This window comes from Arthrobacter sp. UYEF20, assembly GCF_040546335.1.
Classification (GTDB): Bacteria; Actinomycetota; Actinomycetes; order Actinomycetales; family Micrococcaceae; genus Arthrobacter.
The window spans coordinates 46,090-59,044 of record NZ_JBEPNP010000016.1; the positions used below are offsets into that span (position 1 = coordinate 46,090).

The 12,955-nt window shown below is 64.8% G+C and carries 11 protein-coding genes and 2 pseudogenes; 10 read left to right on the forward strand and 3 right to left on the reverse strand.

The features are described from left to right. Positions 1-94: 94 nt before the first annotated feature. Entirely contained in the window at positions 95-340 is a 246-nt protein-coding gene (locus ABIB26_RS16950) for an SOS response-associated peptidase family protein (protein WP_354245758.1), read from the reverse strand. Positions 341-699: 359 nt separating this feature from the next. Between ABIB26_RS16950 and ABIB26_RS16955 the strand changes: the two are divergent. The 6 genes and pseudogenes from ABIB26_RS16955 to ABIB26_RS16980 all read left to right on the forward strand — a co-directional run bounded on the left by ABIB26_RS16955 (position 700) and on the right by ABIB26_RS16980 (position 6,082). After that, a pseudogene (locus ABIB26_RS16955) lies at positions 700-1,940 on the forward strand (IS256 family transposase). A 265-nt stretch (positions 1,941-2,205) separates the two neighbouring features. Then, positions 2,206-3,054 carry an IclR family transcriptional regulator gene (locus tag ABIB26_RS16960; protein WP_354245626.1) on the forward strand — a complete coding sequence of 283 codons (849 nt, stop codon included), beginning with the start codon at positions 2,206-2,208 and terminating at the stop codon, positions 3,052-3,054. Then, positions 3,051-3,896 (forward strand): transporter substrate-binding domain-containing protein, encoded by an 846-nt coding sequence (locus tag ABIB26_RS16965; protein ID WP_354245628.1) that lies wholly within the window; start codon positions 3,051-3,053, stop codon positions 3,894-3,896. The genes ABIB26_RS16960 and ABIB26_RS16965 overlap by 4 nt, the downstream gene beginning before the upstream one ends. A 28-nt stretch (positions 3,897-3,924) precedes the next feature. Next, positions 3,925-4,659, forward strand: coding sequence for an amino acid ABC transporter permease (locus ABIB26_RS16970; protein WP_354245631.1), 735 nt, complete (start codon positions 3,925-3,927; stop codon positions 4,657-4,659). After that, a complete protein-coding gene (locus ABIB26_RS16975; protein ID WP_354245633.1) occupies positions 4,656-5,303 on the forward strand; it encodes an amino acid ABC transporter permease in 648 nt (215 codons plus the stop codon). Before ABIB26_RS16970 ends, ABIB26_RS16975 begins: the two co-directional genes overlap by 4 nt. Then, positions 5,300-6,082, forward strand: a complete 783-nt coding sequence (locus ABIB26_RS16980) for an amino acid ABC transporter ATP-binding protein (protein ID WP_354245636.1) — start codon at positions 5,300-5,302, stop codon at positions 6,080-6,082. Before ABIB26_RS16975 ends, ABIB26_RS16980 begins: the two co-directional genes overlap by 4 nt. 311 nt (positions 6,083-6,393) lie before the next feature. Here ABIB26_RS16980 and ABIB26_RS16985 read toward each other — a convergent pair. Continuing rightward, positions 6,394-6,636 (reverse strand): annotated as a pseudogene (locus ABIB26_RS16985) (transposase); the annotation flags it as partial. A gap of 258 nt (positions 6,637-6,894) precedes the next feature. Here ABIB26_RS16985 and ABIB26_RS16990 point away from each other — a divergent pair. Then, on the forward strand, positions 6,895-7,179 hold the full coding sequence (locus ABIB26_RS16990; RefSeq protein ID WP_354245638.1) for a rhodanese-like domain-containing protein: 285 nt from the start codon (positions 6,895-6,897) through the stop codon (positions 7,177-7,179). Here the strand turns inward: ABIB26_RS16990 and ABIB26_RS16995 are convergent. Then, positions 7,145-8,143, reverse strand: coding sequence for an EAL domain-containing protein (locus ABIB26_RS16995; protein ID WP_354245640.1), 999 nt, complete (start codon positions 8,141-8,143; stop codon positions 7,145-7,147). The two genes, ABIB26_RS16990 and ABIB26_RS16995, sit on opposite strands and share 35 nt — an antisense overlap. Before the next feature lie 929 nt (positions 8,144-9,072). Here ABIB26_RS16995 and ABIB26_RS17000 point away from each other — a divergent pair. From ABIB26_RS17000 to ABIB26_RS17010, 3 genes are read left to right on the forward strand one after another with little or no spacing between them, the layout of a single operon-like run. Continuing rightward, the gene (locus ABIB26_RS17000) at positions 9,073-9,873 is read left to right on the forward strand and encodes a DeoR/GlpR family DNA-binding transcription regulator (RefSeq protein WP_354245642.1); all 801 of its coding nucleotides are present in this window, start codon (positions 9,073-9,075) and stop codon (positions 9,871-9,873) included. Then, positions 9,870-10,862 (forward strand): 1-phosphofructokinase family hexose kinase, encoded by a 993-nt coding sequence (locus ABIB26_RS17005; protein ID WP_354245645.1) that lies wholly within the window; start codon positions 9,870-9,872, stop codon positions 10,860-10,862. Before ABIB26_RS17000 ends, ABIB26_RS17005 begins: the two co-directional genes overlap by 4 nt. Further along, on the forward strand, positions 10,859-12,922 hold the full coding sequence (locus ABIB26_RS17010) for a PTS fructose transporter subunit IIABC (RefSeq protein ID WP_354245648.1): 2,064 nt from the start codon (positions 10,859-10,861) through the stop codon (positions 12,920-12,922). Before ABIB26_RS17005 ends, ABIB26_RS17010 begins: the two co-directional genes overlap by 4 nt. Positions 12,923-12,955: the final 33 nt, after the last annotated feature.

The following is a 12,955-nucleotide window of genomic DNA, read 5'->3' on the forward strand; positions in this document are numbered from 1 at the left end:
TCGATGAGTCCGGGCCTTTGTTCCGTACCGAGTTGACCCGGTCGCTGACGATCCGCGGAGTGAGGGCGGGTTCGGGGACGCTGTCCGGCAGCTCTTATACCTTGGTCTTGTCCCGCGTGTCCGGGTCCAGCGAGTCGGCCCACATCTCCCGCGGAACGATGACCGGCGCCCGGTCGTGGATATGGCCGAGCGTGTCGTGCGCTGTGGCCGTCAGCACGGTGCAGGTGAGGAGCCATTTCCCCGGGTAATCCTCGGGCAGGGCCGGATCGGGCCAGAACTCGTAGAGGCCGGCGAACACCAGGAGGTCCTCGTTCTCCGAGTAGAGGTAGTTGGGGTGAATCTTCTATATCTGTCAAGCTGCGATTGGGATCGCTTCTGTGGCAGATATAGAAGATTCACCCCCCTTTGGACAGATCCCCTGTGGACAGGTGCGTCGGGCCTGACGCAACCCTTGCCCCGTCGGGATGTACAAACTCTCGCCCGGCCTGTCTCGCGAGCCGCATGACCTGTCTCATATCCCTCATGTCGCAAAACTGGCGAGTTCAGGTGGTGAGTGCAACACCCTGAATTCTGTGGGGGGGTAGCGTCCATTAGCGTGGTGTAACGGCCCACCTCGGGCGTGTTGCCAGACGCAAAGGCGGTCACCGCGTGATCCTCGGAAATGACAGTCCAATGTCTTTCCTGAAGGAGAACTCCGCGATGACCGCACCTTATTCTATCGATCCGACCCGTTTTCTGTCCGAGCAGCTCGAGCAGGCGTCCCCTGACTTGCTGCGCCAGATGCTCCAGACCTTCATCACCGCCCTGATGGGTGCCGAGGCCGACGCCGTCTGCGGCGCCGAATACGGCATCGCCTCCACGGAGCGGGTGAACTCCCGCAACGGGTACCGACACCGGGACTTCGACACCCGTGCCGGAACCCTTGACGTCGCCATCCCGAAGCTGCGCCAGGGCACGTATTTCCCGGACTGGCTGCTGGAACGCCGCCGCCGGGCCGAGGCCGCCCTGACCTCCGTCGTGGCAACCTGCTACCTGCTCGGGGTGAGCACCCGGCGGATGGAGAAACTCGTCGAATCCCTGGGTATCACCCGACTGTCCAAGTCCCAGGTCTCCATCATGGCCCGGGACCTCGACGAACAGGTCGAGCAGTTCCGGACCCGGCCCCTGGATGCGGGCCCGTATACGTTCGTTGCCGCCGATGCGCTGGTGCTGAAGGTCCGCGAGGGCGGGCGGGTTGCGAACGTCCATGCCCTGGTCGCGACCGGCGTCAATGCCGACGGGCACCGGGAAGTCCCGGGGATCCAGGCCACCTCGTCCGAGGACGGGGCCGGCTGGCTCGGATTCTTCCGCGACCTCACCGCCCGCGGACTCTCCGGGGTCAAACTCGTGACCTCCGACGCCCACGCCGGGCTCGTCGCGGCGATCGGCGCGACCCTGCCCGGAGCGTCCTGGCAGCGCTGCAGAACCCACTACGCGGCGAATCTGATGTCCCTCACACCCAAGACCAGCTGGCCCTGGGTGAAAACCCTGCTGCACAGTGTTTACGACCAGCCCGACGCGGACGCCGTGCACGCCCAGTTCGACCGCGTCCTGCGCGCCCTGGAAGAGAAGCTGCCAAAGGTCGCCGACCACCTCGAAGCCGCCCGCGCCGACGTGCTCGCGTTCACGCCGTTCCCGAAGGGACTCTGGCGGCAGGTGTGGTCCAACAACCGCAGGAACGCCTCAATCGCGAGATCAGAAGGCGGACAGATGTGGTCGGAATCTTCCCCGACCGGACCTCGTTGATCCGCCTCGTCGGCGCCGTCCTGGCCGAGCAACCCGATGAATGGATCGAAGCCCGCCGCTACCTCGGCCTTGAACTCATCCAGCAGGCTCAAGCCACTGGCACGCCGACCACAGAGGAGGCAGGGAACACCAAAGAACTGGCGCTCAGCGCCTAAACGAACCAAGGATCACGCGGCAACCGCGTTACACCACACACTTGGACTTGACCGCTCAGTGAGGCAAGTCCGGCATGCTCGCACTGGATGTTGGGCACTCAACATCTCTCCGCAATCACTTCGAAACGAGGGTTCTTAACGCCGTCCAATTTCGTGAAACGTGGTTGTGCATGGCAAAAGATATTTTTGGTGAGTTGGCAAAAAGCCATTGCCTCGTCTGAATACCGCGTCTACGATAAAGCAACACATGAAATGGAGTTTTGCAATGCAAAACATTGAAGACGAAGCGCTCCCCGTCAAACGTAATGACTCGTCGTCGCTGCGGAAGGCCTTGGGAATCCTGGGTGCACTGACGGGGCCCACAGCCTCAGGTCATGGTGCCTCCCTGAGTGAGCTTTCATTGGTCCTTGGGATGAACAAGAGCACTCTTCTTCGCCTCCTTGAACCCTTGCGGGATGTCCAGCTTGTAGAGCAGAACCGTGACGGCCGATACCGTCTCGGCGTCATGGCGGTCACCCTGGGCGGCGCATACCTTTCCGGACTGGATCTGCGAGAGCAAGCGAGGCCCATACTGGAGCGCCTGGCTGCAAAGACCGGCGAGACCGTTCATCTGCTTGTCTATGGAGAAGGCCAGGTGACATACATCGAAAAAATTGCTGGCCCGTCATCTATTCAGATGGCGTCCAGAGTCGGAGACCGGGCACCGGCATATTGCACGGCCTCCGGAAAAACATTCCTTGCCTATCTACCCTTCAGCGAATTCGAGGCTGTGGTGGCCGCCGGCATGCCCGCGCGGACGCCGCACACGATTACAACTCCAACGCGTCTCCTGGACGAGCTCGAAGCCATCAGGGAAGCCGGGTACGCGGTCGATGACATCGAGAATGAACTCGACATCCGCTGTGTCAGCGCGCCCGTTTTCGACCACAACGGTCACATAGTGGCCGCCATCAGCGCCTCCGGACCGGAGACCCGGATTCACGGCACCATCGTTGCGGCAGTGGCCCGCGCTGTACGCAACGGTGCCGATGATCTCTCCTTGCGCCTAGGTGCTCCCCAACCGCTAGTCCCCGTTCACGCCAATATCGATCCAGAACAAGAGGCAACAAAATGAAAGTTTCCAAGCGATTCAGAGGCATCACAGCAGCGCTGACGGTGGCCGCCGCGACACTGGCAGTTTCGGCATGCACACCCATCGCAGGCGGCGGCCCGGGTGCCGCCGGGGGCGATTCCACGTCAGCACTGGCACAGATCCAGCAGCGGGGCACCCTGAAGGTTGCCGACTGCCTCAGTTTCGCGCCCTTCGGATTCAAAAACGACCAGGGACAGCCTGACGGCTACGACATTGACATCGCCAATGCCATGGCAAAGGATCTCGGGGTCAAGCTTGAGGTGACGGACACGACCTCAGCCAACCGCATCCCGAACCTCCAGACCGGCAAAGTCGACTTGGTGATCTGCAACTTCACCCGCAACGGTGAACGCGCAAAGCAGATCGAGTTCACCGACCCATACGTCGTTGCCAGCCAGGCGCTGCTGGTCAAGAAGGACAGCACGATCAACACCGTCCAGGACCTTGAAGGGAAAACCGTCGCCGCAGTCAAGGGATCCACCAACACCGACGTATTGAAGAAGGTCGGAAGCAGCGCGAAAACCCAGGACTACGACTCCTCCGCGGCTGCCATCCTCGCCGTCCAGCAAGGCCAGGCCGACGCCTTCATCGAGGACACCAACTTCCTGGCCTACCAGGCGAAGCTGGACAACACACTGCGTGTCACCAAAGACCAGCTGGTTCCGCTGGAATACAACGCCATGGGCATCAAGCAGGGCGACCAGGTCTGGCTGAACTGGGTCAACCAGTTCCTCTTCCGCTACAACGCTTCCGGCGAGAACTCCAAGGCCTACCAGGAGCGGTTCGGCGTGAAACAGCAGTACCCGCTGAACCCCCAGTACTGATACCCATGGCACCGAACGGAGGTACCCCGTGTACCAATGGCTAACCGTCTTCAGCTACCTGGAGGAATTCCTGCAGGCGGCACTGCTCACCCTCGAAATCACACTGCTCGCCTTCGCCCTCGCGGTGGTTCTGGCCATCGCGGCCGCGCTCGGGAGGGACTCCCACAGGGCCGTTCTGCGCCTCGTGGCCGGATTCTATGTCGAAGCGATCCGTAACACCCCGGTCCTTCTGCAGATCTTCGTCGCCTACTTCGCCATCCCGGCCATGGGTATCAACCTCACAGCCTTCGCCGCCGGAATAATCGCCTTGGGCGTCAACGTCGGCGCCTATCTTGCCGAGGTGTTCAGGGCCGGCATCTCCTCGGTCCCGACCGGACAGATCGAAGCCGCCGGCATCCTGGGGCTGAACCAGCACACGATCTTCACCAGGGTGGTCCTGCCCCAGGCCCTGCGCAACGTCTACCCTGCTGTGATCAACAACCTGATCCAGATCCTGCTGGGCACATCCCTGCTTTCGGCCATCGCCCTTCCGGAACTGACCGGTACAGCGTTGACCATCAACTCGCGGACACTGATCTTCCTGCCGGTCTTCGGCATGGCACTGGTGCTGTATTTGGTCCTCAGCAACGGACTGTCCTTCATCGGAGCGCTCATCGGACGGGTCGCGTTTAAGCCGGCCCTAGTACTACCCAAGGCAAACCTGGGTGCACGGCTGGTGGCCCGGCGGGCGGCCTCGGCCCGGAAGAAAGAAATGGCCACATGAACCTCTCGCTCCTGATCCCGAGCCTGCCGCTCCTCGTGCAAGGACTGGGTGTGACGCTGGCACTGTCGCTGGCGGCCATCGCCGGCGGCACGCTCCTTGGCCTGGTGGCCGCAACCCTGCGAACGTCCCGGCTGCCGGTGCTCTCCCAGATCGCCCGCCTCTATATTGAGTTCCTGCGCGGATCCCCGCTGCCGATCACCTTGTTCTTCGTCTATTTTGGCGCCGCGTACGCCGGCTACGACATGAACATCTTCGCCGCCTCCGTGGTCGGCATCAGCATCTACCAGGGCGCCTACATCGCCGAAATCATCCGCGGCGGCATCGAAGCCGTTCCCAAGGGCCAATGGGAGGCCTCCAGGATTCTGGGGCTGTCGACGAGCCAGACCTTCCTCTCGGTGGTCCTGCCCCAGACCCGCCGCATATCCCTTCCCCCCCTGGTCGGGCAGTACATTGCGCTGATCAAAGACACCTCGATTGCCTTCGTCATCGGACTGGCAGAGCTCGTCCGCCAGGGCCAGTCCGTGGTCGACAGAATAGGCCAGCCCGTCATCGTCTACCTGGTGATCGCCCTCATGTACTTCATCATCTGTTATCCGCTCTCACGCTGGGTGAGCGGCCTGTCCAAAAGGAGCCAAGCGGCATGACAAACCAAAACGCCGGGACCAGCCCGGTTATCAAACTCTCCGCCGTCACCCCGGTTATCAAACTCTCAGCCGTCACCAAGTCCTTCGGTCCGGCACAGGTCCTTAAGGGGATCGACCTGCACGTCAATGAAGGCGAAGTCCTGACCCTGATCGGAGCGTCAGGCTCGGGCAAGAGCACGGTACTTCGAATCATGAGCGGTCTTGAAACCTCCGACGGAGGGGAAGTCTGGGTCAACTCCGTCCCGCTGCACGATCCGCGCCGGGCCAAGGAAATACGCGGCCATGTCGGTATGGTCTTTCAGCAGTTCAACCTCTTTCCACACCTGACAGCCCTGGGCAACGTCACCCTTGCCCTGGTCAAGGCACGGAAGATGTCCGCCGCGGACGCCAAAGCCAAAGCGATGGCAGCACTGGAGCACGTCGGGCTGACGGAACGCGCGGGCAACTATCCCTCCCAACTCTCAGGTGGACAGCAGCAACGCGTGGCCATCGCCCGCGCCCTCGCCGTGGAGCCGGCCATCATGTTCTTCGACGAGGCCACCTCCGCGCTGGACCCTGAACTCGTGGGCGAAGTCACCGGCGTGATGCGCAACCTCGCCAGTGAAGGAATGACCATGGTCGTGGTCACCCACGAAATGGGCTTCGCCCGCCAGACCGCCGACCGTGTCGTCTTCATGGACCAGGGCGTCATCGCCGAGCAGGGAACCCCGGAGGAAGTGTTCGGCAACCCCCGCAACGACCGGACCAAGCAATTCCTGCACCGCGTCCTCGATGTCTGATCGCCTCTGGACCCAACCGTCCCCGGGTGCGCACCCGTACTACAAGTCCGCCCCGGGGACGGGCGCAGCCCGATCCCCGGGGGGGACCCCCGTGCTCGCCCCCGGAGAGGTATTCTCCCCAGTCATGGTGCTGAAAGAATCCGCACTGGAACACAATCTCGTCGCGATGGCCAAGTACTGCACCGACCATGGCGTCGACATCGCCTGCACGGCAAGACCTCCCTCTCACCGGAACTGACTGCGGCACAGATCAATACCGGGGGCTTGGGGGGTGGGGACCATCCCATCAACGGTGTACCCCGGCGGATTGTTTAGTAGTTTTCAGCGGTCGGGAATCGGTCGCTGAAGTTATGGCGAAGGCGTTCAAAGCGGGCTTCTAGCGCATTGTCCATCGGGTCCTGCCGGCACCGGTCGCATCGAGGGATCGGGTGACCAGATAGAGGCGCTTTAGCGCAGCCTGCTCGGCCGGGAAAATAGCCCCGGGCCTTGACGGCGCGCCGGTACCTGGCGTTCAGTGATTCGATGGCGTTGGTGGAGCAGATGACGCGCAGGATACACCGTTAGTGAGATAGTCCCCCGACAAGTTACTGGCCGGTTACATGTCGGGTAGGGACACCTACAGGAGTACCAAGCCCAGAACGATTCATCGAAATTTGCAGTCATTCAGGGTCTCCTCACCCGCTGGGCGGACTTGCCGTGGAAATGCGTCGCCGTTCAGAGCCATGCGATGCCGTGCCAGTGCCACGATACGCGCCAACAGCCGGGTCGACTCCTCGGGTATCAAGTCCGTCGCCGTCGGGTAGGTTGTTCGAATGAACGCCGCTGCCGAGTATTTCCGCGCCAAACTCCGATTCGAGATCGATGTCATGGATGTTGCCGAGGGGCTCCGCGTCCAGGGCTTTGTGCTCGTCGACACCAGGCGCCGGGAGTCCTGGGATCACGGGCACGTTCCGGGGGCCGTCCACCTGCCCCCGGCGGAAATCCCGATGCGGGCGGCGGAAGTGATCCCGGCCGGCAGCAAAGTGGTGGTTTACTCGTGGGGCCCCGGCTGTATAACCGTGGTCAAAACCAAATCGAAGCTATTGGGGGAGAAATGACCGATCCCGTCTTTGAAGGAGCCGGCAGGTTCCAGTGGGCCCAGTCCTGGGGGCGCGTGGTGGGCCGCCCGAGGAAGTAGCCTTGCACGGCTGTCACGCCGAGAGCGGCGACAGCTGCCAGTTCGTCATTGGTTTCGATCCCTTGGGCGATGAGCGCTGCTCCGAGCTGCTCGGCGAAGCCGACCATGGCCTCACCGAAGGCATGGCGGAGGGTGTCCGTATCGATTCCGGCGATGAGGTTGCGGTCCAGTTTGATGATGTCGGGTTGGAGCTGTCTGATGTGGCGGATCGAGTCGAAGTACGAGCCGGCGTGGTCGATCGCGAGCCGGACTCCGCGCTGCCGCAGGGGTGCCAGCGCGGCGACCAGGGCGGCGGCCTGCTCCGCGGTCAGGGCTTCGGTGAGTTCAAGGACCATGCGGTCAAGGGCCAGCATGGATTCCTCAAGCAAGCCCGGCAGCAGGGGGTCCAAGCAGGTGGTCGGGGAAAGTTTCAGCGCCACGTACAGGTGGGTCGGGAGGTGCTGCGCGGCGGCGAGGGCGGACTCCAAGGACGTGAATTCAAGTTCGCTTCCCAGCTGCGCCTCGGCGGCTTCCGCGAACCAGTAGCCCGCGTTTTCGCTCCCGTCGGTGACGAACCGTGTGAACGCTTCGACGCCGACAACGGAGCCGGTGGAGAGTTCGTAGATCGGCTGAAAAGCGGTCAGCAGCATCCTGCCTTTCAGGACCGCCTCGATCCGCGAGGCGCGCTCCGCCGCTGCCGGAGCCGGAGTTCCGGCCTGCAGCTGAATGGCGGACCCGGCGGCCGGGGGTACCACCTTCGAGGCGCCAGCGGGGAGCCTGGTCTGGGACCTGAGGGAAATCAGGTGTTCGGTCAGTGCTGTTTCCGGGTGCCCGGGATGGGCAGCAACGTGTTCGCGAAGCTGATCCCTGACATGGGTTTGTTCCGGCGCGGGGTCTGTGAGCACTGTGTCGATAATGGCCGAGGCCTGGCGGCGTATCCCCGAAGTGTCACTGCGGCAAGGGCCGCCGGGTGCCGGGTCTGCGGGAGGTTGGCTTTCGGAGCATGCTGGCAAGGACGACGGGTCCATAGACATGGGCTATTCCTTTGTTCCCCGTTCCGGCTGAGCCCGGAACCGGCCCGCCTCTCCCGGAATCCAGGATCCCGGAGGGCGGAAGGCCGTGAACGGATGATACCACGGTACCGACACGTGTGACCTCCATCATCGTTAGGCCATGGAGCCAGCCTGTGCGCCCGACTTCCACGCCCGCTGGGCATGGATCCCGGCAGGGAAGATCCGCAGCGTCCCAGACTCAGAGTGGGACATCGAAGTGTACAGACGCTGCCTGGAGAACCTGCGCGGCGTCCGATGGGGCTCACGACTGCCCCGTCGGCGTCGCCGGCTTCATCACCGCGATTCGTAAGAGCCTTCTGCCGATCGTCACCGAGCTCACCGCCAGTCATCCTCACGTGCAGGTCATCGTGAAAGAGCACGAGCCGGACGAAGCCTCGTGCTGCTTGCCGCGGGCGAGGTCGACCTGCACCTACGGCTACAACCTGGCACCGGCCGAATCTGACGCAGCACGCCCAGTGCACATGCCCCGCGCCCGGGACCGCCGCTGGACATGGTCCCAAAATGCCCACTGCACGCCGCGACGACTGGACATGTCCCACGGGAGGCGGCAGCCCCAGGAGCCGCATGCCCAGTTTTCGGAGCCAGCGCTGGACATGTCCCCCGGTAGGCACAAGGCAATATCTGTGTTCATGTTGTTTTCCATTGACAAAGCAACACGATCAAAGATAAAGTCAATCAATTCCACTTCATGTGATGGCTATCACGGAAGCGGCCGGAGGACCTGCAACGAGCATCCGCACTACTGACGCAAGGGAGGGCCAGTGTTCGCCGAAGAACGCCAACAGCTGATTGCGGGGCTCGTCTCCGCCAGCGGCCGGGCCAGCGTCACGGGCCTTGCCGAGCGCTTCAGCATCACCACCGAGACCATCCGCCGGGACCTTGCCGCCCTTGAAGCAGCCGGCAGCGTGCGCCGGGTCCATGGCGGCGCTGTTTCCCCGGACCGCTTCAGCACCACCGAGGAAAGCATCCTGGAGCGGACCGTCCTGCGGCAGCCGGAAAAGACCCGCATCGCAGAGGCCGCCCTGGCGCTGATCCCCCAGGACCACTCCGGCAGCGTCCTGATCGACGCCGGTTCCAGCACGGAGGCCCTCGCGGAGCTGCTGGCCGCACGCGCAGCAGCCGGCGCCGCCCAGGGTTCCCACACGGAGCTTGTCGTCATCACCCACGCACTGCCCATCGCAGTGAAGCTGTCCGGGGAACCCGGCATCGCCCTCCACCTGCTCGGCGGGAGGATCCGCGGACTCACCCAGGCCGCCGTCGGCCAGTCCACGGTGGAAGCGGCACGCCGGATCCGGCCGGACATCGCCTTCATCGGGACCAACGGCATCCACGCAGCCTTCGGGCTGAGCACCCCCGATCCGGAGGAAGCCGCCGTCAAGGCTGCCTTCGTCCAATCAGCGGGCCGCATTGTGGTGCTGGCTGATTCCTCCAAGCTGGACGCGGAAACGCTTGTCCAGTTCGCCTCGCTGAAAGATCTGGACACCTTGATCACTGACACGAAACCAGGCCGGGCCCTGGCCGCCGCGCTTGCCGATGCCGGCGTGGAGGTGGTGGTCGCGTGATCGTCACCCTGACCGCCAACCCGAGCCTGGACCGCACCGTCGCCCTGCCGGGCCCCCTGCTCCGAGGGGAGGTCCAGCGGGCCATCTCCGTCCGGCAGGAATCCGGCGGCAAGGGAGTGAACGTCTCCCGCGCCCTGGTCGCGTCCGGGCTGAAGACCCTCGCCGTACTGCCCGGGTCCGAGGCCGATCCTGTCCTCGCCGGGCTGCGCGACGGCGACGTGCCCTTCGCGGCCCTCCCGATCGGAGAGCCGCTGCGCAGCAACGTGGCGCTGACCGAGCCCGGCGGCGTCACGACGAAAATCAACGAGCCCGGCCCGGTGCTGAGTGAGGACCAGCAGGAGGCGCTGATCGGGCTGCTCCTGGACCACTCCCGCGGCGCCAGCTGGGTGGTTTTGGCCGGCTCGCTCCCACCAGGAGTGCCCGCCGATTTCTACGCCACCGTCACCCGGCGGCTGCGGTCCATCCATGACGGGACCGATGCGCCGCGCATCGCCGTCGACTCCTCCGGCGAACCGCTCGCCGCCGCAATTTCCGGCGACGCCGCGGGGAAACCGGACCTGTTGAAACCCAATGCCGAGGAACTGGCGGAACTGGCTGCCGCAGCCGGGTTCGCCACCCACAAGACCGCCGAGGAACTCGAAGCGGACCCGGAGGCTGCCGCTGACGCCGCCGCCGCCGTCGTGCGTTCCGGTGTGGGCGCCGTGCTGGCGACCCTCGGCTCCAAGGGTGCGGTGCTGGTGACGGCCGACGGCGCGTGGCTCGCCACGCATCCGCCGGTCAAGGCTGTCAGCACCGTCGGCGCAGGCGATTCCTCGCTGGCCGGCTACCTGCTCGCCTCCAGCGAGGGCGCCGCCCCGGCCGATTGCCTCCGACAGGCGGTGGCCCATGGTGCCGCCGCCGCCTCCCTGCCGGGCTCCACAGTCCCGGCAGTCCACCAAACCACCCCCGATGCCGTAACCATCACGGCCCTCCGGAAGGATCGAAAGTGACTCAGCTCATTACCACCGACCTGGTCGAGCTCGACCAGAACCTGGGCAATTCGCCCGAGGACGTCATCCGGCACCTGGCCGGCAAGGTTGCAGCCAACGGACGCGCCACCGAGGTGGAAGGCCTCTTCGCCGACGCCTTCGCCCGGGAACAGAAGACCGCCACCGGTGTCCCCGGCGGCATCGCGATCCCGCACTGCCGCTCGACGGCGGTCACCGAGCCCACCCTGGCCATGGCACGGCTCTCCCAGCCGGTCGACTTCGGCGCCAAGGACGGCCCCGCGGACCTGGTCTTCTTCATCGCGGCACCCGAAGGCGCGGACCAGGAGCACCTCAAGCTCCTGTCCAAGCTGGCCCGCTCCCTGATCAAGAAGGACTTCACCGCGGCCTTGCGCGCAGCCGGCTCACCGGCGGAAGTCGTGGAGCTGGTCGAGGGCGCGCTGGCGGACAAGCCCGCACCCCACGCCGCCGCGGCTCCCGCCGAAGCGGCAGCACCCGCCGCCGCCGCGGCTGCCGGCGCTGCCGGGGAGACTGGCGTCCGGGGGCCGAGGCGCCTCGTTGCCGTCACGGCGTGCCCCACCGGCATCGCGCACACCTACATGGCGGCCGATTCGCTCGTGGCCGCGGCCAAAGAAGCCGGCGTGGACCTGCAGGTCGAGACCCAGGGTTCCTCGGGCGCCAAAGCGCTGGACCCGGCGGTGATTGCCGCCGCCGACGCCGTCATCTTCGCCGTCGACGTCGACGTCCGCGGCAAGGAACGCTTCGCCGGCATGCCGGTCATCAACGCCCCGGTGAAACGCGGCATCGACGAGCCGGGCAAAATGGTCCAAGAAGCCCTCGCGGCGGCGGACAACCCGAACGCCCGCCGGGTGCCGCACTTCGGTGCCGAGGAGCAGGCCGAGCACGAGGCCCAGGAAAAGGGCGAGCACATCGGCCAAAAGCTCAAGAAGGCCCTGCTCACCGGTGTCAGCTACATGATCCCCTTCGTGGCCGGCGGCGGTCTGCTGATCGCCCTCGGTTTCCTGATGGGCGGCTACCTGATCACCAAGTTCGCGGACACCATCGTGGTGGAAAACAGCATCTTCAACCTGCCCACCCAGTTCCCGGACAATGCCTGGGGCCCGCTCGGCGCCTACCTCGGCGCGGTGCTGTTCAAGATCGGCGCCCTCTCGCTCGGTTTCCTCGTGCCGGCATTGGCCGGTTACATCGCCTACGCGATCGCCGACCGCCCGGGCATCGCCCCCGGCTTCGTGGCCGGTGCGGTGGCCGGATTCATGGGTGCTGGCTTCCTCGGCGGCATCGTCGGCGGCCTGCTCGCCGGTTACATCGCGCACGTTATCGGCCAGATCCAGGTCGCCCGCTGGCTGCGCGGACTGATGCCGGTGGTGATCATCCCGCTGCTTGCGTCCCTCGTGGCGTCCGGCCTGATGTTCGTGATCCTGGGTGGACCCATCACGGCGATCACGGTTGGGCTCAACAGCTGGCTGTCAGGCCTCACCGGGGCCAGCGCCATCGCCCTCGGCGTGATCCTGGGCCTGATGATGTGCTTCGACCTCGGCGGACCCGTCAACAAGGTTGCCTACTCCTTCGCCGTCGCCGGCCTCGGCGCAGCGACCATGACCAACCAGGCGCCGTGGCAGATCATGGCAGCCGTGATGGCCGCGGGAATGGTCCCGCCGCTGGCCATGGCACTCGCCTCGACGGTGCTGAACAGGAAGCTCTTCAGCCTGGCGGAACAGGAAAACGGCAAGGCTGCCTGGCTGCTGGGTGCCTCCTTCATCTCCGAAGGCGCCATCCCCTTCGCCGCTGCGGATCCGCTGCGCGTCATCCCGGCCAGCATGCTCGGCGGCGCCGTGACAGGGGCCATCTCGATGGCGGCCGGGGTGGGGTCGAAGGCCCCGCACGGCGGCATCTTCGTCTTCTTCGCCATCGACAACTTCCTGATGTTCGTCGTCGCCATCCTGGCCGGCACCGTCGTCACTGCGCTGGCCGTGATCGGCCTCAAGCGCTGGGCAGTCAAGAAGACGATTGATACGGTGGAACCGGTTCCCGTAACCGTCTGACCCGGTCCAAGACGACTTTTCCCCAGCTGAATT

Excerpts from the sequence above, each read along its gene's own strand:
- ABIB26_RS16990 (WP_354245638.1), top strand. The coding sequence starts at position 6,895 with ATGAACGCCGCTGCCGAGTATTTCCGCGCCAAACTCCGATTCGAGATC.
- ABIB26_RS16975 (WP_354245633.1), top strand. The coding sequence starts at position 4,656 with ATGAACCTCTCGCTCCTGATCCCGAGCCTGCCGCTCCTCGTGCAAGGA.
- ABIB26_RS16960 (WP_354245626.1), top strand. The coding sequence starts at position 2,206 with ATGCAAAACATTGAAGACGAAGCGCTCCCCGTCAAACGTAATGACTCG.
- ABIB26_RS16965 (WP_354245628.1), top strand. The coding sequence starts at position 3,051 with ATGAAAGTTTCCAAGCGATTCAGAGGCATCACAGCAGCGCTGACGGTG.
- ABIB26_RS16980 (WP_354245636.1), top strand. The coding sequence starts at position 5,300 with ATGACAAACCAAAACGCCGGGACCAGCCCGGTTATCAAACTCTCCGCC.